Source organism: Acidobacteriota bacterium, from assembly GCA_040752915.1.
In the GTDB taxonomy this organism is placed as follows: Bacteria; Acidobacteriota; UBA4820; order UBA4820; family DSQY01; genus JBFLVU01.
Window position 1 is genome coordinate 111,580 of record JBFMHB010000001.1, and the last position, 18,540, is coordinate 130,119.

20 protein-coding genes and 1 tRNA gene are annotated in these 18,540 nt (G+C 66.4%); all 21 read left to right on the forward strand.

Annotated features, from left to right (window positions below):
* Window positions 1-77: 77 nt before the first annotated feature.
* The 21 genes from AB1824_00495 (at window position 78) to AB1824_00595 (ending at window position 18,536) form a co-directional block, all read left to right on the forward strand.
* Window positions 78-425, forward strand: coding sequence for a polymer-forming cytoskeletal protein (locus AB1824_00495; protein MEW5763427.1), 348 nt, complete (start codon window positions 78-80; stop codon window positions 423-425).
* Window positions 422-1,069, forward strand: coding sequence for a thiamine phosphate synthase (locus AB1824_00500; GenBank protein ID MEW5763428.1), 648 nt, complete (start codon window positions 422-424; stop codon window positions 1,067-1,069). Before AB1824_00495 ends, AB1824_00500 begins: the two co-directional genes overlap by 4 nt.
* 70 nt (window positions 1,070-1,139) lie before the next feature.
* Window positions 1,140-1,538, forward strand: coding sequence for a cytochrome c maturation protein CcmE (locus tag AB1824_00505; protein ID MEW5763429.1), 399 nt, complete (start codon window positions 1,140-1,142; stop codon window positions 1,536-1,538).
* Between the two features lie 3 nt (window positions 1,539-1,541).
* On the forward strand, window positions 1,542-3,614 hold the full coding sequence (locus tag AB1824_00510) for a cytochrome c-type biogenesis CcmF C-terminal domain-containing protein (protein MEW5763430.1): 2,073 nt from the start codon (window positions 1,542-1,544) through the stop codon (window positions 3,612-3,614).
* A complete protein-coding gene (locus tag AB1824_00515) occupies window positions 3,614-3,844 on the forward strand; it encodes a hypothetical protein (protein ID MEW5763431.1) in 231 nt (76 codons plus the stop codon). The genes AB1824_00510 and AB1824_00515 overlap by 1 nt, the downstream gene beginning before the upstream one ends.
* A gap of 9 nt (window positions 3,845-3,853) precedes the next feature.
* Window positions 3,854-4,915 carry an S-methyl-5-thioribose-1-phosphate isomerase gene (gene mtnA / locus AB1824_00520; protein MEW5763432.1) on the forward strand — a complete coding sequence of 354 codons (1,062 nt, stop codon included), beginning with the start codon at window positions 3,854-3,856 and terminating at the stop codon, window positions 4,913-4,915.
* Window positions 4,912-5,955: a tRNA (adenosine(37)-N6)-threonylcarbamoyltransferase complex transferase subunit TsaD gene (gene tsaD, locus AB1824_00525; protein ID MEW5763433.1), complete on the forward strand. Its 1,044-nt coding sequence runs from the start codon at window positions 4,912-4,914 to the stop codon at window positions 5,953-5,955. Before mtnA ends, tsaD begins: the two co-directional genes overlap by 4 nt.
* A 38-nt stretch (window positions 5,956-5,993) precedes the next feature.
* Window positions 5,994-6,069, forward strand: a tRNA-Lys gene (locus AB1824_00530).
* 222 nt (window positions 6,070-6,291) lie between these two features.
* On the forward strand, window positions 6,292-6,789 hold the full coding sequence (gene lepB / locus AB1824_00535; protein ID MEW5763434.1) for a signal peptidase I: 498 nt from the start codon (window positions 6,292-6,294) through the stop codon (window positions 6,787-6,789).
* Window positions 6,786-7,904: a DUF4388 domain-containing protein gene (locus AB1824_00540; protein ID MEW5763435.1), complete on the forward strand. Its 1,119-nt coding sequence runs from the start codon at window positions 6,786-6,788 to the stop codon at window positions 7,902-7,904. Before lepB ends, AB1824_00540 begins: the two co-directional genes overlap by 4 nt.
* Window positions 7,891-8,856 carry a tRNA (adenosine(37)-N6)-dimethylallyltransferase MiaA gene (miaA, locus tag AB1824_00545; GenBank protein MEW5763436.1) on the forward strand — a complete coding sequence of 322 codons (966 nt, stop codon included), beginning with the start codon at window positions 7,891-7,893 and terminating at the stop codon, window positions 8,854-8,856. The genes AB1824_00540 and miaA overlap by 14 nt, the downstream gene beginning before the upstream one ends.
* Window positions 8,801-9,154 carry an RNA chaperone Hfq gene (locus tag AB1824_00550; protein MEW5763437.1) on the forward strand — a complete coding sequence of 118 codons (354 nt, stop codon included), beginning with the start codon at window positions 8,801-8,803 and terminating at the stop codon, window positions 9,152-9,154. Before miaA ends, AB1824_00550 begins: the two co-directional genes overlap by 56 nt.
* A gap of 82 nt (window positions 9,155-9,236) precedes the next feature.
* Complete coding sequence (locus AB1824_00555; protein ID MEW5763438.1) at window positions 9,237-9,902, forward strand: Crp/Fnr family transcriptional regulator; 666 nt, start codon at window positions 9,237-9,239, stop codon at window positions 9,900-9,902.
* A gap of 50 nt (window positions 9,903-9,952) precedes the next feature.
* Window positions 9,953-10,996 carry a hypothetical protein gene (locus tag AB1824_00560; protein ID MEW5763439.1) on the forward strand — a complete coding sequence of 348 codons (1,044 nt, stop codon included), beginning with the start codon at window positions 9,953-9,955 and terminating at the stop codon, window positions 10,994-10,996.
* A gap of 10 nt (window positions 10,997-11,006) precedes the next feature.
* Complete coding sequence (locus AB1824_00565; GenBank protein ID MEW5763440.1) at window positions 11,007-12,869, forward strand: adenylate/guanylate cyclase domain-containing protein; 1,863 nt, start codon at window positions 11,007-11,009, stop codon at window positions 12,867-12,869.
* A complete protein-coding gene (locus AB1824_00570) occupies window positions 12,866-13,945 on the forward strand; it encodes a flagellar assembly protein T N-terminal domain-containing protein (protein MEW5763441.1) in 1,080 nt (359 codons plus the stop codon). Before AB1824_00565 ends, AB1824_00570 begins: the two co-directional genes overlap by 4 nt.
* Window positions 13,946-13,978: 33 nt before the next feature.
* Window positions 13,979-14,863, forward strand: coding sequence for a CsgG/HfaB family protein (locus AB1824_00575; GenBank protein ID MEW5763442.1), 885 nt, complete (start codon window positions 13,979-13,981; stop codon window positions 14,861-14,863).
* 36 nt (window positions 14,864-14,899) lie between these two features.
* Entirely contained in the window at window positions 14,900-15,448 is a 549-nt protein-coding gene (locus AB1824_00580) for a CDP-alcohol phosphatidyltransferase family protein (protein MEW5763443.1), read from the forward strand.
* On the forward strand, window positions 15,427-15,939 hold the full coding sequence (locus AB1824_00585) for a DUF192 domain-containing protein (GenBank protein ID MEW5763444.1): 513 nt from the start codon (window positions 15,427-15,429) through the stop codon (window positions 15,937-15,939). The genes AB1824_00580 and AB1824_00585 overlap by 22 nt, the downstream gene beginning before the upstream one ends.
* Window positions 15,940-15,984: 45 nt before the next feature.
* Window positions 15,985-16,563, forward strand: coding sequence for a cob(I)yrinic acid a,c-diamide adenosyltransferase (locus AB1824_00590; protein MEW5763445.1), 579 nt, complete (start codon window positions 15,985-15,987; stop codon window positions 16,561-16,563).
* Between the two features lie 194 nt (window positions 16,564-16,757).
* Entirely contained in the window at window positions 16,758-18,536 is a 1,779-nt protein-coding gene (locus tag AB1824_00595) for a 30S ribosomal protein S1 (protein ID MEW5763446.1), read from the forward strand.
* The last annotated feature ends 4 nt before the right edge of the window (window positions 18,537-18,540 follow it).

Below are 18,540 nucleotides of genomic sequence, written 5' to 3' on the forward strand. Positions count from 1 at the left end.
CTCTCGTTCCCTGTTTCCTTCACCTTGCATCCCCGCCTTCCTTGCCCTAGACTCCCTCTCCCGTCGTGGAGCATGCCATGGCCTGGTTTAACAAGACGCCGCCGCCCCCCCCCAGGACGGTGCTCGCCCCAACGGCCCTCCTGGAGGGAGACCTGGTCACACGCTCCGAGGTGGAGGTCCACGGGCGAGTGGCCGGCACCCTCAAGACCGATTCGACCCTTACAGTGGGGCGGGAAGGCTCCTTGGAGGGTGAAGCCCAATGCTCCGCCCTGGAAGCGGCCGGTCGGTTGAAAGGCCAATTCGCCACGGCCGGGCTCTCCTCCTTCGGGGAGTCCGCACGCTTCGAGGGGGACCTCTCGACCAGACGCCTAAGAATCGCGGCCGGCGCCGTGCTGAGGGGCCGCATCCGGGAGTCCCAGGCTTGATTCTCTACGCCATCACCGACCGCCGGCTCGCCTTCTCCGAGGAGGGCCTCCTGGGTCAGGCCTCCCGCCTGCTGCGGTCGGGAGTGGACTGGCTCCAGATCCGGGAGAAGGACCTCCCCGACGGGGCCCTGTGCGCGGTCCTCGGCGCTCTCCGGTTCGAAGCCCTCCGGTTCGAGACGCGGCTGCTGGTCAACGGGCGTCCGGATCTGGCCCTTGCGGCGGGCGCCTCGGGCGTTCATCTCCCCGCCTCCGGCCTTCCCACGGACGAGGTTCGCCGGTTGTGTCCGCCTCCCATGTTCGTGGTCCGGTCCTGTCACTCCGTGAAGGAGGTGCGAACCGCGGCGGACCTGGGCGCCGACGCGGTCACCCTGGGTCCCGTTTTCGATACGCCCTCCAAGCGCGCCTTCGGAGCGCCGCTGGGCCTGGGAACGCTTGAAGAGGCGTGTCGGGCGGTCTCCATCCCCGTTCTCGCCATAGGAGGCGTTGGAATCCCTGACATCCCCCGGATTCGCGCCGCCGGCGCCGCCGGCCTGGCGGCCATCCGCCTCTTCGCCGAGACGCCCAACCCGTCGGCGACGGTGGCCGATATCCGGAGGCAGTGCCCTGATGGGCCCCCCGCTCCCCCAGGGCCTCGAATTTTTTGACGGGGGAGGCGTTCCATTTTAAATTGTTAGGCGCCGGGGACTCCCGGGCCCTTCGGCTGGAGGTGCCGTAATGAAGGTCAAACTGACCGTCGCCCTCATCATCGTGGCAGGCGCGGTGGGGCTCTTCTTTCTGTCCAACGCGGGAACGGGTAAGACCGTCTATTACTACAGTCCGACCCAGTACATGGCGAACCCCGCCGTGCAATCCGACCGGCTCAAACTCAAAGGGATCATCGAACCCGGTAGCGTCCGTCTATCGGCGGACCGGCTCGACCTCTGGTTCGAGGTCTCGGACGGTGAGAGGAAGATCCCGGTTCATTACCGCGGGGCCGTCCCCGACGCCTTCAAGGAAGGTCTCGAGGTGGTGGTGGACGGCCGCATGAGCGGGAGCGGAACCTTCGAGGGGCGAGAGCTCATCGTCAAGTGTCCTTCGAAGTACGAATCCACAGACGGTCTTCCCAAGGCCTGACCCATGGGGACCATCGGGACTTACGCGCTCTTCATCGCCCTGGCCCTGGCCCTCTGGGGAGCCGTGGCGGCCTTCGTGGCCTATCGAACCAACGACCTTCGGTACCTCCGCAGCGCTGTGCGCTCCATCCACGGAATCACGGCCTTGTCCCTCCTGGCCGTGGCGGCGCTGTGGATCGCCCTCTTGAAAAACGACTTCACGATCAAGTACGTCTGGGAGTACTCCCGCTCCTCCCAGCCCATCATCTACAAGTTGTCCGCGCTCTGGGGGGGAATGAACGGGTCCATCCTCTTCTGGTGCGCGCTGCTGGCCGTTTTCTGCTCCTTGGCCGTGGTCCTGAACCGGACCAACAACTTGAGGCTGTTGCCCTTCACCAGCTTCGTGCTGCTCCTGACCCTTCTCTTTTTCCTCGTCCTCCTGAACTTCAAGACGAGCCCCTTTGAGCCCCTCATGGACTCCGAGGGCCTGGCCGTCAAGGCCTATGCCCCTGAAATGCTGGCCCGAATCGAGGGGAACGGCCTCAACCCCCTCCTTCAGAACGTCTACATGGCCATCCACCCGCCCATGCTCTACCAGGGCTACGTGGGCTTCGCCATCCCCTTCGCCTTCATCCTGGGCGCGCTGGCCCACAGGGAGCGCAACACCTTCTGGATGCGGTCGGCCAGAAACTGGGCCATGTACTCGTGGCTCACTCTGGGCATCGGAATCCTCCTGGGCGGATACTGGGCCTACATCGAACTCGGGTGGGGAGGCTACTGGGCCTGGGATCCCGTGGAGAACGCCTCCTTCCTGCCCTGGGTGACGGGGACGGCCTTTCTTCACTCCTTCTTGATGCAGGAGAAACGCGGGATTTACCGGTTCTGGAACGTCTTCTTCATCATGGCCACCTTCCTGCTGTGCATCTACGGGACCTTCCTCACCCGCTCGGGCATCCTGCAATCGGTCCACGCCTTCGGACAGGAGGACCCGACGATCCCCTGGTACTTCAAGATCGGGAACATCTTCATCGCCTTCATGCTGGGCATGCTGGCCCTCGGCGTGGTTCTCATCCTGAGAAGGCAGGGCCTTCTGAAAAGCGGGCAGAGGCTCGAATCCGCCGGGAGCCGCGAGAGCCTCTTCCTGTACGGGAACCTGCTCCTGGGCCTGATGACGTTGATCGTCCTTTTCGGCGTGACGAGCCCGATTTTCGTCCGGATGGTCACGGGCAAGGAGGTGAGCCACGGCCCCGAGTTTTACAACCCGAGGATCCTGCCGGTGGCCCTCGCCATTCTCCTCGTCATGGGCATCGCATCCATCGCCCCCTGGCGGCGCGGCGGCTGGGCGGGCTACCGCCGGCACCTTCTCTTTCCCTCCTTGGCCGGCGGCTCGGCCCTGGCCGTCTCGATCGCGGCCTTCCTATACGGCGGAGCCGCCTCCCGAGCGGACTTCGCCTCCCGGCCCCTCACCTACGCCTACCTCTTCGCCTGCATCGCGCTCTCTTTCTTTGTGGCCGCCATCCTGGTAGAGGAGTACATCCGCTCGGTCAAGACATCCGTGGCCCACGGGCGGGCGACCATGCCAAGGGCCCTCCTTTCGCCCTTCCGCGACAACCCGCGTCGATACGGGGGATACCTCGTCCACCTGGGCATGGTCTGCCTCTTTCTCGGCGTGGCCTTTTCCGGGACGTTTCAAAAGGAGTACCAGGAGACCATGCGCCCCGGGGACGCCGTGCGCTTCGGGCCCTACACGGTCCGAATGGCGGGGCTCAACCATGACGATCTGAACGCCGACCTGACGAAGGTCAACGAGGCCCGGGTGTGGGCCGACCTTCACGTGTTCAAGGGGGACCGATTCGTGGCCCACCTGAGGCCCCAGCGGGTCTTCTACGCCGCGAACCCTCAGCAGCCCACCTACGAGGTCGCGATTCACTCCCGCCTCATGAACGACTTTTACACCCTCCTGGCGGGCTTCGACCCCAAGGACGGCACGGCCGTGATCGGGGCCTTCGTGAACCCCATGGTGGCATGGCTGTGGCTCGGCGGCCTGCTCGTCCTCATTGGCGGCACCACGGCCCTCGTGCCGATGAGGAGATACTGATGGCGCCCCTTCTCGCGACCCTCGTCCTGGCCGTCGCCGCCTTCGTCTGGGTCCTTCGGCCCCTATTCGAGGAGGCGCAGGCGATTCCGCAGGAGCGGGCGGCCGGCCTTTTGGCCGACGCCGTGACACGGTCCGTCCAGGAACTGGAGACGGACCTTCGCCTCCAGAAGATCGAGCCCGCAGATTTGGACATGATCCAGGAACACTTGAAACGGGAATCCGCGTCTTGAGGGGGGCCGATGCGCGCTCACATCCGGTGGACGGGGAGGGGCAGCCTCGAGCTTCTCGACCAGAGGCTCCTGCCTTCCGAAGTCGTTTTCAGGGAATGTCGCACGGCCGCCGAGGTAGCAACCGCCATCCGTGACATGGTTGTGAGGGGCGCGCCCGCCATCGGAATCTCCGCCGCGTATGGCATGGCGCTGGCCGCCCGAGCGGCCAGCGTGTCCTGCGCGAACCGCCGCGACTTCCGGCGCCAGATGAACTCCGAGGCCGAGGTGCTGGCCTCCGCGCGGCCCACGGCGGTCAACCTTCGATGGGCCGTGGACCGCCTCCTCCGCCTGGCGACGGATCTCGCCAAGAGCGGCGCGGATCCAGAGGACGTGGCCGCCTCCGTGGAGGAGGAGGCCATCCAGATCCATCGGGACGACGTCAACGCGTGCAAGTCCATCGGCAAGGTCGGCGCGGCCTTCGTGCCCAAGAAGGCTTCCATCCTCACCCACTGCAACGCCGGGGCACTGGCCACCGGCGGCTTCGGGACGGCGCTGGGCGTCATCCGCGCGGCTCGGGAGGCGGGCAAGGCTCCCCGGGTTTTCGCTGACGAGACTAGGCCCTTCCTCCAGGGAGCCCGTCTCACGGCCTGGGAGTTGATGGAGGACAACATCCCCGTGACCGTCATCTGCGAGTCCGCGGCGGCTTCCCTCCTGGCCTCCGGTAGGATCGACCTCGTCCTGGTGGGCGCCGACCGGATCGCGGCCAACGGCGACACCGCCAACAAGGTCGGGACTTACCCCTTGGCGGTCCTGGCCCATCGGCACGGCGTGCCCTTTTACGTGGCCGCCCCCCTGAGCACCTTCGATCCTGACCTGCCGGACGGCTCCGGAATTCCCATCGAATTGCGGCCCTCCCAGGAGATTCTCCGATGGGGCGAACAGGCCGTTGCTCCTCCCGGAGCCGAGGCCTTCAACCCCGCCTTTGACGTGACCCCGCACGATCTTATCACGGCCCTGTTCACCGAGGCGGGGGCGGTAAAGCCCGTGGACGCCGGCACGGTGGGGGATCTCCTTGGCCGCCTGAGGCCATGAGCCTCATCCTCGGGATCGAGACTTCCTGCGACGACTCCTCGGCGGCCCTCCTGCACCGGGACGGCCGGGTGGTTTCGTGTCGCGTCGCGGGTCAGGACGAGGTGCACGCTCCTTATGGAGGCGTCGTTCCCGAACTGGCGAGCCGGGCGCATCTCCAGAAGCTCCCCGGAACGGTGGAGGGGGTGTTGGCCGACGCGGGATGCACCCTCGCCGACGTGGAGGAGATCGCCGTCTCGTGCGGGCCTGGACTCCTTGGCAGCCTCCTGGTGGGGGTGGCGTACGCCAATGCCCTCGGGTGGGCCAAGAACCTCCCGGTTCGAGGCGTAAACCACATCGAAGCGCACCTCCGGTCGCCGTGGATCGAGCGTCCGGATCTTCCCTATCCCGCCCTTGGCCTTGTGGTCTCCGGGGGGCACACCCATCTCTTTTGGTGCCGAACCGCAAGCGAAATCCAGCGGATCTGCGCAACGCGCGACGACGCCGCGGGCGAGGCCCTGGACAAACTGGCCAAGCACCTCGGACTGCCCTACCCGGGAGGTCCGGTGATTGACCGCCTGGCTGAGCGCGGGAATCCCCGGGCCGTGCTCTTCCCCCTTCCGCGGATGTCCTCCGGAGACCCTCTGGACTTTTCCTTCTCGGGGCTCAAGTCGGCGGCTCTCCACTGGCTGAGGAGCCATGGGTACGGTCCACCTTTCGAGACGGACACTCATGCCCTCCCCGGATGGGAATACGACCTGCTGGCATCCTTCCAGAAGCGTGTCGTGGACCACCTGATCCAGAGGATGCGTGTGGCGGCCATCCGCAGAAAGCCCGCTTGCCTCACCATGGCGGGCGGGGTCGCCTGCAACCGCCTCCTTCGCCGCAGACTCCTGGCCCTCGGCGAGGAGCTGGGGGTTCCCGCGGCCTTCCCTTCTCCACGATACTGCACCGACAACGCGGCCATGGTGGCCTTCCGAGCGCTCGACGGGTGCGGACCAGCCCGACCGGGAGTGGCCCCACTGGACGCCTTTCCAACGGCTCACTGGACCCCCTCGGGTTGACTTCGAAGCCGTTTTCGGGCAAACTGCCCCGGCTGGATGGGCCATTAGCTCAACCGGTAGAGCAGGGGACTCTTAATCCCAAGGTTGTAGGTTCGAGTCCTACATGGCCCACCACCCATCCCCCCTTCACCAACCGGAATCGTGAGCGAAGGCGCCAGGATCACGGCGCCTTCGCCGCCTCTTTGCGCAAGCGGCGGCTTCGGTCGCACATCGGTGGGTCCATCCGGCGAGCCCCGGTCCACGCCTCCGGTCCCGCCCGCCGTCCCGAGGGCGCATCGGCTTGCGGCAGGCGCCCCGCCCGTTCTAAAATGAGAGGCCTATGACGGGGTTGAGCCCATGAAGTCGGCATGGAATCTGCTCTGGAGGTACACACTCGGGGCGGCCGTGTCGGTTCTTCTTTCGCTCCTGCTCCTGCTCGGTTTCTTCCGGCCCTTTCGAGTGTCCGGTCAGAGCATGGCGCCCACCCTCGGAGACCGGGACCTGATCCTCGTGGACCGTTGGGCCTTTCGCCTGGGGGGGCCCCAGCGAGGCGACCTCGTCATTCTGACGGACCCTTCCGGAAGCGGGTTCCTCGTCAAGCGCGTGGCCGGGCTTCCGGGGGATCACCCCGAGGCGCTTCCCGCCTCCGCCGGGGGAGTCCCCGACGGATTCCTCTATTGCGTCGGAGACAATGCCGCGGAAAGCCTGGACAGCCGGCACCTGGGGCCATTTCCCATGGACCGGGTTTATGGGCGGGTTCTCGTCCGCATTCCGGAGCGCCATGCCGCCCGCGTCACCACAGGGGGCCTCGCCCAGGCCATCGGGCCCGCGGCCCCTCGGAAAGAGCCGCCATGAGCCTCGGAGCTGTTCCCCTCCAAGGCGACTACTCCCAGCTCGGCCTCCCCGAGATCCTGGACTTTCTCAAGACCACCGGGAAGACCGGCGTCCTCCTCGTCCGGAACGGGACCGTGACGAAGACCCTTCACTTCAAGAACGGCGTCGTCACCTTCGCCACCTCCAATGTGCCCGAAGAACGCTTCGGGGACATGCTCCTGCGCCAAGGCCGGATCAGCCAGGCCCAATTCGACGAGGCCAGCCGCCACGTGACCCGAGGCAAGCGGCTGGGCAAGATTCTCGTGGAAATGAAAGCGCTCACCCCCAAGGACCTCTGGAACGAGGTCCGGCGCCAGGTGCAGGAGATCGCCTTTTCCATCCTCCGTTGGGATTCGGGGTCGTTCCAGTTTTTCGAAGGGGAGGAGAAGGCGGGCGAGAACATCACGACGGCCATTTCCGTCCCGGAGCTTCTCCTGGAAGGTCTCCGACGCATCGAGGACCCGGCTCTTTTCGAACGCTACATGCCCAACAAGGACGTGGTCTTCGAGCGGGTGCTTCCGGCCCACCGCCCCCAGGGCCTCCACTTCGAGGAATACGAGAAGCACGTCTTCCGCCTGGTGGACGGGGCACGCAGCGTCCAGGAAGTGTGCGACCTGAGCGAAATCGGGGAGTTCGAGACGCTCAAGACACTGTATATCTTCTTCTCCATCGGGTTCCTCCACGTCAAGGGCCGGAAGGACCGGTTCGAGGAGGAGCGCCGCGAGTTGAAAGAACTGGGCGGCCTCATCCGCAATTACAACGAAATGTTCTCCTTCCTGTACCACTACCTTCTGCGTGAAGTCGGGCCCATCGCGGAGAACATCCTGGAGAAGTACCTCGGACGCCTCAAGACCGTTCAACCGGAGGTTTTCGGGAGAGTCACCATCCGGAGCAACGGATCCCTCTCCGAGGAACGGCTGATCGAGAACCTGCGGGCCCTTCAAGGGGATCGCCAGGCCCTCCTGGTGCAGTCCCTCAACGAGTTCCTCTACAGCGTGCTCCTGGCCATTCGAAGGACCCTCGGGCCGGACCACGAGACCCGGGTCCTGGAGACCCTCCGCCACACGCGAAAAGACCTTTTCCGTGAGCCCTCCTGACGGCGCCCTCTTCCCGGAGGGCCCTCTCCTCGCCTTCGTCGGTCCCACCGCCACGGGCAAGACCCGCCTGGCGGTGGAAGCGGCGCTCCTCCTCGGGGGAGAGATCGTCTCCTGCGATTCGATGGCCGTGTACAAGGGCTTCGACATCGGGACGGACAAGCCCTCCCCAGCGGAGCGCCGGGGGGTCCCCCACCACCTCATCGACGTCGCCGAGCCGGGGAGCTTCTACTCCGCGGGCTCGTTCCGGGCGGACGCGCTGAAGGCCCTTTTGGACATCTGGTCCCGGGGGCGGACGGCCATCCTCGTGGGTGGAACGGGCCTCTACTACCGGTCCCTAACGCGCGGGCTCGTCTCCGCGCCAGGACGGCACGGAGAAATAAGGGAAAGGCTCAGCCGCCGCGCCCTGGCGCGGGGCCCCGAAGGACTGCACCGGATCCTTTCCCGGCTGGACCCCGACCGCGCCCGCGAGGTGGGCCCCCGCGACACCCTGCGGATCGTACGGGCGCTCGAGGTGCGACTGCTGACCGGGAGGCCCTTTTCCAGGTGGATCCGGCAGGACCCGGCCCAAAAAGGAGTCACCCCGGGGCTCACGGTGGGTTTGACGGCACCCAAGCCCTTCCTCTACCATAGAATCGAGCGCCGGGTCGAGGAGATGATGGCCGCGGGCCTGCTGGATGAAGTCCGGCGGCTGAGGGAAGCGGGCCACCTTTCCGGACCCGCCTCCAAGGCCATCGGCTACGGGGAATTGGCGTCCTTCCTCGAAGGTTCCTTGGACCTGGAGGAGGCGGTCCGGCGAATCAAGCAGCGGACCCGGAACCTGGCCAAGCGCCAGCAAGCGTGGTTCAAGAAAGAAGAAGGAATTCATTGGTTCGATATCCAAGAGGAGGAATGGCGCGATGATGCCCTCGAACTCATCCAGAGATGGCGCGAAAAAGCCGGCGCCCAACCGTGAAATCAACATCCAGAACCAGATCCTCAATTTCGTCCGCAAGGATCGTTCCCTCATCACGATCTTCCTCGTCAGCGGGAAGAAGTTCGTCGGTCAGGTCCTTGGCTTCGACCGCTACACGATCCACATCCGCGGGCGCGACTACGACCAGATCGTCTTCAAGCACGCCATCACCAACGTGTCGGTTCCCCGCCACGTGATGCAGAAGATGACCGGTGGAGAGGGCGACGAGCCCATGGACGGGGCCCTTCCCTCCTCGGAGGGGGAGGACCCGATTCCCGAGGACGACGAGTCCCAATGAACCGCATGGGGAAGGGGGGCCGGGCGGCCCCCCTTCCCGCCTTGCGCGGGCCGGCCCTCGTCCCGGCCGCTTGGGGTGAGCGTTGGACCAGACGGAACTGCTGAAACGGATCACCTGCTTCAGCGGGCTGGATGAAGCCCATCTGGAGGAGGTTCTCCGCTTTTCGGAACGTCGCACCTTCAGCCGCGGGGAAGTCCTGTTCGAGTTGGGCGATCCGGGCGAGGCGCTTTACATCCTCCTCTCGGGGCGGGTCAAGTGTTACATCAACGGCAAGGACGGACGTCAGGTGACGCTCGCATTCCTGGGTCCCGGAGAACTGGTCGGCGAACTGGCCCTGTTCGATCCGGCGGAACGCCGCTCGGCATCCGTCCAGGCGGTGGAAGAGACGGACTGCGTGTGGCTTTCCCGGGAACGCTTCCTGGAGGCCCTCGCCTCCAATCCTTCCCTTGCCCTCTCCGTCATCCGGACCCTTTCCCAGAGGCTTCGGGAAACCTCCCAGCGCGTGGGCAGCCTGGTTCTGATGGACACCTTCGGCCGCCTCGCGCGCTTCATCACAGAACTGGCGGAGCGCGAAGGGCGCCAGCTGGCCGACGGCTCCATCCTGATCACGCGGCCGACCCAGGAGGAGATCGCCCATTTCATCGGAACCAGCCGCGAGACCGTGAACCGCCTGCTGAAGGAACTGGAGACCCAGGGGTTCTTGCGCCTTCTCGGCCGGAAGATCCTCCTGTTCAAGACCCCCTCCTGAGGAGGACCCAAAGCCCCCGCGTGGTACACTCCCACCGCATGGAGGGATGCATGAACGACGCGTCCTGGAAGAGGGTGCTCCTCGTTGCCTGCACCGTCACCTTCGCCGCTCTGGGCGGTGTGGACCCCGAAGCCCCCTATCGAGAAACCGTTTCCGGAGGGAGCGTGGATTGGGACGCGGGGTGGATCCGGGCCGAAGCGGAGGTCCCCCTTCCTGCCGCGGGACCTTCCACCGCCCAGGCCCGTGTGGATGCCCGGAGAGTCGCCGTTCTCAAAGCCCAGGCCGCGGCGCTTCGAATCGCCATGCGCCTTCCTGTCGACTCCGAGCGTCGGCTCGAATCCTTTGAGGCGCTCCGGACCCGGGTCCGGGGCATCGTCTCGGGAGGCCGGGTCGTTTCGGAGGGGGACCGGGACGGACGCTACGTTCTGACCCTCGAGGTGCCCATCAACGGCGTCCAGGGCCTCGCTTCGGAGGTGGCCCTGGTCACTCTCCCCGCGCCCCCGCCCGAACCCGCGCCCCCCCGGAGAACGCCCTCGGACCCGCCTGCTCCGCGGGCCGAGCCGACTCCCCCGCCGAGTCGCGAGCTCTCCTCCTTCGCCACGGTCACCGTGGATGCCCGGGAGGCGGGAGTGAGGCCCGCCCTGCAGCCGAGGATTCTGGATCCCGCCGGGAGGGAAGTCTACGGCATCAAGACCATCAAACCCCTGCGCGCCCGGGAAGGGATGCTCGCCCGCTACGTAACCCGGCCGGCCGCCTCCCAGGGGCGCTTCCGCCTCACGGACCCGCACCTCTCCCCCGCCCTCCCCCTCGCCCTCGCCGCCCTGCCCCGGATCGAAAGGGCGCAGCGGCCGCCCTCCACCCGTCCGCGGGGGGAGGAGGCGGCCATCGAGGTGAAGGCAATGGGAGCCTCCGGCTCCCTCGGGGCCGACATCCTCGTCACCGAGGAGGAGGCCCGCCGCCTGCGCGAGGCCGAAGCCGCAACGGGGGCCCTCTCGGAGGGGCGGGTCCGAATCGTGGTTCGTCCCGACGTGGGCGGAGTGGAGGGTCGCGGCCTCCGCCCGAAACCCTCGGACCTCTGGCTCGCCGAACGCTGAAGGGGGTACCGTGGCGCTGGCCTGGCCCCGCTTTCGCCGGGGCGGACTCATTCTCGGCGGGATTCTGACCGTCCTCGGGGCGCTCCCCCTCGCTCTGGGGATCGCCTCGCCCGGCGAGGGAAGGCTGTACGATCTCCTGCTCCGAACGCGGAGGCACCCTCCCTCCGGCCGGGTGGTGCTCGTTGCGGTGGACGATGCCGCGTTTCAGGCCTTGGGGGGACGCAATCCCAGCCGCGCCGACATCGCCGCTGTCGTGGATCGCCTCTGGGCTTCGGGCGCCGCCCTGGTGGCGCTGGATTTTTTGTTCCTCGAGCCAAGAACGGAAGCCGAAGACGCGCTCCTGGAAGGCGCTCTCGCGCGCGCGGATTGCCTCCTGGCCTGCAGCCCCGGCAACGGTCTCTATCCCTTGGACCGGTTTCGGCGCCAGGCCGTCGGACTCGGCTCCATCGACCTCCTCTCCGATCCGGACGGCATCTTCCGCAAAATCCCCGCTCCGTACGTGGAGGCGCAGGAGGGCCGATTCAAGATCCGGCACCCGCCTCTCGCCCTGGCAAGCGCTCTTCTTTACTGGTTTCCCGAGGGACCGCCGGAGGTGAGGCTGGAAGGGAACACCCTGCACCTGGGAGAGAGGCGGTTCGCCACCGATGGCACGGGATGGTGGATCCCTTACCTCGGCGGTGAAGGAACCCTGCCGCGGATCCCCTTTCTGGAGGCGTTGAAGGGGTCAGGGCCCCTCCCCGCCTTGAAGGGCCGCATCGTCCTCGTGGGTTCCGCCCGCCCCAGCCAGCACGACTTTTTCTCCGTCCCCCTCCCCAGGCTTGCGGACCCGGGACAGACCTCCCTTTCGAGCCACACCATGGCGGGGGTCGAGGTCCATGGCCAGGCTCTGGAGGCCCTACTGGCCGGCCGGGAAATCGTACCCGTCCGCGGGCCATGGGCCTGGGCCCTTTTCGCCCTTCTGGCCGCCCTGGGCACGGTGCTCACATCCCTTGCCCTCCGGCCCGGCCCGGCCCTGGCCGTCTGGTTCCTGGTTTTCGCCTCCCTGGCGTGGGGCGCCATCGCCGCCGTGCGGGCGGGAAGGCCCCTTCCGATCTTGGGCCTGGCGCTTTGCGCGCTTCTCTTCGCGGGGGGGTCCTTCGCCTACCACCGGGCCCGCGACTACAGCGAGCGCCGGGCGGTGGAAGGCCTTTTCAGCCGGTACGTCTCGCCGAACATCGCCAGGACGCTCCTTCGGAACCCGGGTGTCGTCCAGCTCGGAGGCCGAAGGAAGGACCTGACCATTCTCTTTTCCGACATCCGCGGGTTCACGCGCCTCTCCGAAGACCTTCCGCCGGAGCGCGTCTGCCTCCTGCTCAGCGAGTACTTCAACGAGATGACGGAGGTTCTTTTCGCCTTCGACGGCACCCTGGACAAGTTCATCGGAGACGCAATCCTGGCCTTCTTCGGCGATCCCCTGACGCAACCCGACCACCCCGCCCGCGCTCTGGCCTGCGCCGTCGCCATGCAGGAACGCGCCAGGGCCCTCCGGGAGCGGTTCTCCAGGGAGGGGAAACCGCCGCTGCACATCGGAATCGCCGTTACGTCGGGGCCCGTGGTGGTGGGGAACAACGGCTCCAGGAACAACTTCGCCTACACGGTGATCGGGGACACGGTGAACCTGGCCTCCCGGCTCCAGGGCCTCGCCGTTTCCGACGACGTGATCGTGCCGGCCGGCTTGGCGGCCCGCATCCCCGAGTTGTACGAGACTTACGAGGTCGAACCCCTCGATCCGGTCCGGGTCAAGGGCAAGAGCGAAGAGATCCCCATCCTGCGCGTTCGGGGGAGGCGGTCCTCCGGCTCCGACCCGGCGCAGACGCACGGAGGTGTTCCATGAAGCGATCGGCTGGACTCTTGGCGTTCCTTCTCTTGCTTTTGGGAGGCGGCGCCGCCTCCGCCCAGTCCCGGGTGACGGCCACGGGAACGGCCGCCATCCTGTCCGGAGACGCCGCGCGGGCGCGCGACCGCGCGGTGGAGGCCGCTCTCCGCACGGCCGTCGAGCAGGTCATCGGGACGCTCGTGGACTCGGAGACCCTGGTTCAGAACAACCAGCTCCTGGCGGACCGCATCTACACGCAAACCAGGGGCTACGTCTCCAACTACTCGATTCTCTCCGAGAACGCCGACCGGGACTCCAATATCTACACGGTTCAGGTGGAGGCGGAGGTGCGGGAGGGCAGCCTGGCGGACGACCTCGGTGGTCTCGGGCTCCTTCTGAGGCGGATGAAGATGCCCCGCGTCGCGGTGGTGCTCAAGAACGACGACGGGACCGTCGCGGCCTTCGTTCAGAAGGTGCTGAGGGAAAAGGGCTTCCTCCTTGTGGAGACTCCGGACGAGGCGGGAGGCGCAGGGTTCTGGTCCATGGATCAGGGCGCCCAGTCCGACCTCCTTCGACGCTACGGAGCGGAGGTGGCCATCCTCGGTGCCGCTTCCGGTGGGGCCGGCGGAAGCGTGAGGGGCTCCAACTTGACCTCCTACCAGGCGTCGGTCAACCTGAAGGCGGTAAAGGCCGATACCCGGGAGATTCTGGCCACCGCCTCGGGACATGGCACCTCCGTCCACGTGGGCGAGGCCGGATACCAGGAGGCGGCCCGCCAGGCGGCCACCGTGGCGGGAGGCGACCTGGTCCGCCAGATCACGTCCCAGTGGGCCCGCGAATCCTCCTCGTCCCGGGCCCTTCTGCTTGATATCGATGGCGTGACGCCCGAGCGGGCCGCGGAGGTGGCGGCCCGGCTGGAGCGGGAAGCCCGCGGCGTTCAGGAGGCGATCCTTCGAAGCTCGGAAGGGGCCCGCGCCACGCTCCACGTGTCCATGCAAGGAGACGCCTCCGATCTGGCGCAGGAGATTCGAAAGCTCTGGCCCAGGGCCAAGGTCACTTCCCAGAGCGCCAACCGTTTGACAGTGGCTTTCTAGGACCGCTATCCTGGGCCCTTAGGAGGAATCCCGATGAAACGCCTCGTAGCCCTGTCGCTCGTCCTCGCCTTCTCGGCCGCATCCCTGGCGACCTTCGCCCAGAAGCCCCGCATCGCCGTGCTGAAGATCAGGAACGAGTCCCAATACGGCCACGGGCGTCTGGGGCCCGCCATCGAGGACTGGCTGGTGGAGAAGCTCGTCCAGTCCGGCCAGTTCCGAGTCATCGAGCGAAAAGAGCTGGAATCGGTCCTCGCCGAGCAGGAGCTCTCCTTGAGCGGAGCCATCGACGACAAGACCGCCGTCAAGGTGGGCAAACTCCTGGGCTGCCAGCTCGTGGTGATGGGCGCCGTCACCGATTTTTCCATCCGCAAGGCCGGAGGGGAAGCCTTCTTCAGGCTCGGCGTCGACGCCAGCAAGACGACCGCCGAAGGCACCCTCAGCCTCCGCCTGGTCAACACGACCACGGCCGAGATCCTCTTTACGGGCAGCGAATCGGGCAAGGACTCCTTCGGGAAACTCCGGATCGCCGGTATCGGCGGCGGCACGGACTGGGACGAGTCCCAGGCGCGTAAGATCTTCCAGCCGGCGGTGGACCGCCTGGCCCAGCAGATCGTCAACAGCGCGTCGAGCCTCAAAGAGGGGCTCGGCGCCGCGGCCCTGGTCTCCGGAAAAGTGGCCAAGGTGAGCGACGGCAAGGCCTACGTCAATCTGGGCAGTACGGACGGAATCCGCGAAGGACAGCAGTTCGGCCTCTTCCGGGTGGGGGAGACCATCACCGATCCCGACACGGGAAAGGTCCTCGGCCAGGAGAAGTCTCGAATCGGAACGCTGACCATCACCAAGATCGTGGGCGAGCACCTGTCCATCGGGGTGGTGGACGGAGGCGGCCAGGCCCAGGTCGGAGACGTCCTGGAATAGTCCGAGGGAGCCGGCCATCCGGGCCGGGGCGAGCGCATGACCGTTCCCAACATGCTCTCCATCCTGCGCATCGCGCTCATCCCCGTGTTCATCCTCGCGGTGGCCTACGGGCATCCGCGCCTCGCCCTCTGGGTCTTTCTTGGATCGGGAATCACGGACTCCCTGGACGGGTTTATCGCGCGCTTCTTCAACCAGCGGTCGGAGCTCGGGGCCTTCCTGGACCCCATGGCCGACAAACTCATGCTCACGGCCACCTACGTCGCCCTCGCCCTTCCGGAGACGGGCATCAGCCATCCCATTCCCGCCTGGGTCCCCATCCTCACCATCGCCAGGGACGTGGTGATCGTCACCCTGGCCCTGATCTTGAACCTGACCCACGGGATCAAGAGTTTTCCGCCCTCGCTCCCGGGAAAGTGCACCACCGTCGTCCAGATCTCCTACGCCGTGGCGGTTCTGATCCAGAACGCCTTCTGGTTCGACCCTCGTTTTGTGGCCGCGCTCAAGTGGGGTGTCGCCTGTTTCACGGTGTACTCGGGCGTTCACTACTTCTGGAGAATGCGCTCGTGGACACGCACCCAGCCTTGAGCCGCCTGGGGGCGATGATCGCCATCGCCACCCTCGGGCTCGCCTGCGCGGGGGGACCGCCCGCGTCCCCGCCTCCGCCCTCCCCCGCCCCGACCACGGTGGTCCTCCCCAACGGATTCACGGTCCGGGTGGAGCCCGCCCTGAACCCCCTGGAGCAGGCGAGAGGATTGATGTTCGTGGAGTTTCTCGCCCCCGACGAGGGCATGCTTTTCCTGTTCGACACGGAGGAGGCGCGACCCTTCTGGATGAAGAACTGCAAGATCCCTCTCGACCTGGTGTGGCTGGACGCGGGGTTTCGCGTCGTCGAGATTTCTCCCGACGTGCCCCCCTGTCCCGGCGACCCCTGTCCGAGCTACGCCCCTTCCGTCCCCATTCGCCACGTGCTCGAGGTGAACGGAGGCTTCTGCGCCCTGCACGGCCTCCGTCCGGGGGACCAGCTCCTCGTGGTCGGGCTCCCGCCCCATCCAAGGGGGGAAGGGATGCCTGGGTGAGATGAGCGGGCCCCCGTTCGCCCCTCCACCAGAAGGAGGCCCGACATGGCGCCTGGCCCCGTTTCCAGTGACCCCTTCGCGCCTCGCCTCCACGTGTACACGGGCGACGGCAAGGGAAAGACCACGGCCTGCATCGGCCTCGCGGTCCGCGCTGTCGGAGCGGGGCGAAGGGTCTGGATGATCCAGTTCGACAAGGGGTACGACGGCACGAACGAACACTACGCCGAGCGGAAGGTACTCCGTACCCTGCCCCGCCTGAGACTCGACCCCACCGGCTGCGAACGGATACGGCCCGACGGGACCTTCCGCTTCGGCGTGACGCCTCCCGACCTCGAGGAGGCGTCACGCGGGCTCTCCTTGGCGAGGGAAGCCGTGCGATCGCGGGACCACGACCTGGTGATCCTGGACGAGGTCCTCTCGGCCCAGCAGTACCGGCTCATCCGGGAGGAGGACATCCTGGACCTTCTGAATGCGTGGCGAAGCGATGGGCAGGCGGAACTCGTCCTTTCGGGCCGGACCCGACTCCAGTCCGTCCTGGACGCCGCGGATCTGGTCACCGAGATGAGGAAGGTGAAACACTACTTCGATGCGGGCGTCCCGGCCCGCGAGGGCATCGAGTATTGACGGGGCCTGCGGCCTCGGATTCCCCCCTCGTAAACCCCTGGAAGGCCCCGGGCCCGGCCGGCCCCGGACAGGGGCCTCCCGGCCTGCCCCCGCCGGCGACCCCATCTCATTGACAGCAGGTGGGTTCCGGGATACAATCGGTTCAGATTTCGTCTTCGGGCGGGATCAAATCCAAGATCGGGAGGTACACGTACATGTCGGTTACGGAAGAACGGGACCATCAGGGTCCAGGTGCGCCCTTTGAGGTGCCCCAGGAGTGGCTCGACCTGAACTCCGACAACATCGGGGAAGAGAGCCAGGTGGATATGGGGGCGCTCCTCAAGGCCCAGGTGGCCGATCATAGCGAACGGCACCTCATCCGCGGCCGGGTGGTCGCCATCACGCCCACCGACGTCCTCATCGACGTGGGTCTCAAGAGCGAAGGCGTGGTGCCCAAGGAGGAGTTCCTCAACGCGCGCGGCGAACTCGCCGTGGCGCCGGGGGACGAGGTGGAGGTCTTCCTGGAGCGCTTGGAGGACCAGAACGGGCACGTGGTTCTGAGCAAGGTCAAGGCCCAGAAGATGAAGGCCTGGGAAGAGGTGGAGCGCGCCTACAAGGAAGGGCGTCCCATCAAGGGCATCATCCTGGACCGGGTGAAGGGCGGCCTGGCGGTGGACGTGGGCGTTCGCGCCTTCCTCCCCGGCTCCCTGGTGGATCTTCAGCCCATCCGCAACCTCCGCGCCCTCAAGGGCCAGGAGGTCGAAATGCGGGTCATCAAGGTGAACCGCAAGCGCGGAAACATCGTTCTCTCCCGCAAAGCCTACCTGGAAGAAAAGGTCTCGGTCCAGAAGGAAAGGATCCTCGAGGCCGTCCAGCAGGGCGTCCCCCTCCGCGGCACCATCAAGAACCTCACGAACTTCGGCGCCTTCGTGGACCTGGGCGGCATCGACGGCCTGCTTCACGTGACGGACATGTCCTGGAAGCGGGTGAACCACCCCTCCGAGATGTTCCAGGTCGGCGATCAGATCGACGTCCTCGTTCTGAACTTCGACGAAGAGACGGGGAAACTCCAGCTGGGCTTCAAGCAGCTCGAGCCCTCCCCGTGGACGAACGTGGGCGACAAGTATCCCATCGGGATGAAGGTCCGGGGCCAGGTCATCTCCCTGACGAACTACGGCGCCTTCGTGGAACTGGAGCCCGGCATCGAAGGCATGATCCACGTTTCCGAAATGTCCTGGACCAAGAAGGTCAAGCATCCCTCCGCCGTCCTCAACGTGGGCGACATGGTCGAGGTGGTGATCCTGGACGTGGACGTGGAGGCCCAGCGCATCTCCCTCGGCCTCAAGCAGGCCGAACCCAATCCCTGGGACATCATCACGGAGACCTTCCGTGAGGGCGATCGGGTGACCGGCAAGGTGCGCAACATCACCGATTTCGGGGTCTTCGTGGAGGTCCTCGACGGAGTGGACGGCCTCGTCCACATTTCCGACCTCTCCTGGAAGCGGATCAACCATCCCAGCGAAGTGCTGAAGAAGGGGGACGACGTCTCGGCGGTCATCACCAACATCGACGCCGTGAACCAGCGCCTTTCCTTGAGCATCAAAGCCCTCCTGCCCGACATCTGGGAGCAGTTCTTCCAGAATCACTACGTGGGCGACGTGGTTCCCGGCGCCGTCACGAAGATCGTGGACTTCGGCGCCTTCGTGGACCTGGGCGACGGTGTCGAGGGGCTCGTCCACATTTCCGAGCTATCCGACAAGCACATCACGAGCTGTTCGGAGGTGGTGGAAGTCGGACAGAGCTACCCCTTCAAGATCATTCGTCTCGAGCCCCACGAAAAGCGCATCGGCCTCTCTCTCAAGGAAGGCCAGAGGCGCGAGCGCCAGGCGAGGGAGCGTGAGGACGACCCGCAGTACCGTCCGGCCGAGGACGGTCGGGTGAGCCTCGGGGACGTCCTGGATTTCAGCGGGTTCCAGAAGAACGGAGAGGAGTGAGGTC